Source organism: Shigella sp. FC1661 (assembly GCF_001712525.1).
GTDB classification, from domain to species: Bacteria; Pseudomonadota; Gammaproteobacteria; order Enterobacterales; family Enterobacteriaceae; genus Escherichia; species Escherichia coli.
Map to the genome: position 1 here is coordinate 1 of NZ_MDGW01000359.1, position 1,161 is coordinate 1,161.

Here is a 1,161-nt window from a genome sequence, read left to right on the forward strand (position 1 = left end):
TTTCTGGTGCGTACCGGGTTGAGAAGCGGTGTAAGTGAACTGCAGTTGCCATGTTTTACGGCAGTGAGAGCAGAGATAGCGCTGATGTCCGGCAGTGCTTTTGCCGTTACGCACCACCCCGTCAGTAGCTGAACAGGAGGGACAGCTGATAGAAACAGAAGCCACTGGAGCACCTCAAAAACACCATCATACACTAAATCAGTAAGTTGGCAGCATCACCGGAACTTTCATCTCTCTTTTTTACAGACTGCGGTCATGCTCGGTAGCCAGACGTTTGTCGTGTTGTGTGCCTGCGCAATATTACGCTGGCAGCTGGGGACGCGTTGGCGTTATGGATTGACCAGCCGATATGTCTGGCAACGTCTGTTCTGGCTTGGTTTGGTGACGCCGATCGGCATCAAATGCAGCATGTATCTTGTGGGGAGCTTCTTTGATTTCCCGCTAAAGATATCCACCTTTTTCGGCGATGCGGATGCCATTTTCACGGTCGTTGATTTGCTAAGCCTTTTCACCGCTGTGCTGATTTACAATATGCTTTTCTACTATCTCACTCGCATGATTGTAAGTCCCCACTTTGCGCAGATATTGTGGCGCAGGGATATCGCGCCGTCGTTGGGCAAAGAGAAACGCGCATTTACCTTAAGCTGGCTGGCAGCGTTAAGCGTGCTTCTACTTCTGTTGTGCACACCTTATGAAAACGACTTTATTGCCGGTTACCTGGTACCCGTTTTCTTCATCATCTTTACCCTCGGGGTCGGTAAGCTTCGCTATCCGTTTTTAAATCTCACCTGGGCTGTTTCAACGCTTTGCCGGTAATGACTCCAACTTACTGATAGTGTTTTATGTTCAGATAATGCCCGATGACCTTGTCATGCAGCTCCACCGATTTTGAGAACGACAGTGACTTCCGTCCCAGCCTTGCCAGATGTTGTCTCAGATTCAGATTATGTCGCTCAATGCGCTGAGTGTAACGCTTGCTGATAACGTGCAGCTTTCCCTTCAGGCGTGATTCATACAGCGGCCAGCCATCCGTCATCCATACCACGACCTCAAAGGCCGACAGCAGGCTCAGAAGACGCTCCAGTGTGGCCAGAGTGCGTTCACCGAAGACGTGCGCCACAACCGTCCTCCGTATCCTGTCATACGCGTAAAACAGCCAGC

1 protein-coding gene and 2 pseudogenes are annotated in these 1,161 nt (G+C 50.6%); 1 reads left to right on the forward strand and 2 read right to left on the reverse strand.

All coding sequences use genetic code 11. From position 1 onward, the window contains the following. Positions 1 to 165 (reverse strand): IS1 family transposase (locus BFF42_RS17960; protein ID WP_000179192.1); only part of this gene is annotated, 165 nt, incomplete at its 3' end. 48 nt (positions 166 to 213) lie between these two features. Here BFF42_RS17960 and BFF42_RS17965 point away from each other — a divergent pair. Beyond that, positions 214 to 810: pseudogene (locus BFF42_RS17965) on the forward strand (MASE1 domain-containing protein); the annotation flags it as partial. A gap of 16 nt (positions 811 to 826) precedes the next feature. Here BFF42_RS17965 and BFF42_RS17970 read toward each other — a convergent pair. Then, a pseudogene (locus tag BFF42_RS17970) lies at positions 827 to 1,161 on the reverse strand (IS1-like element IS1X2 family transposase); the annotation flags it as partial.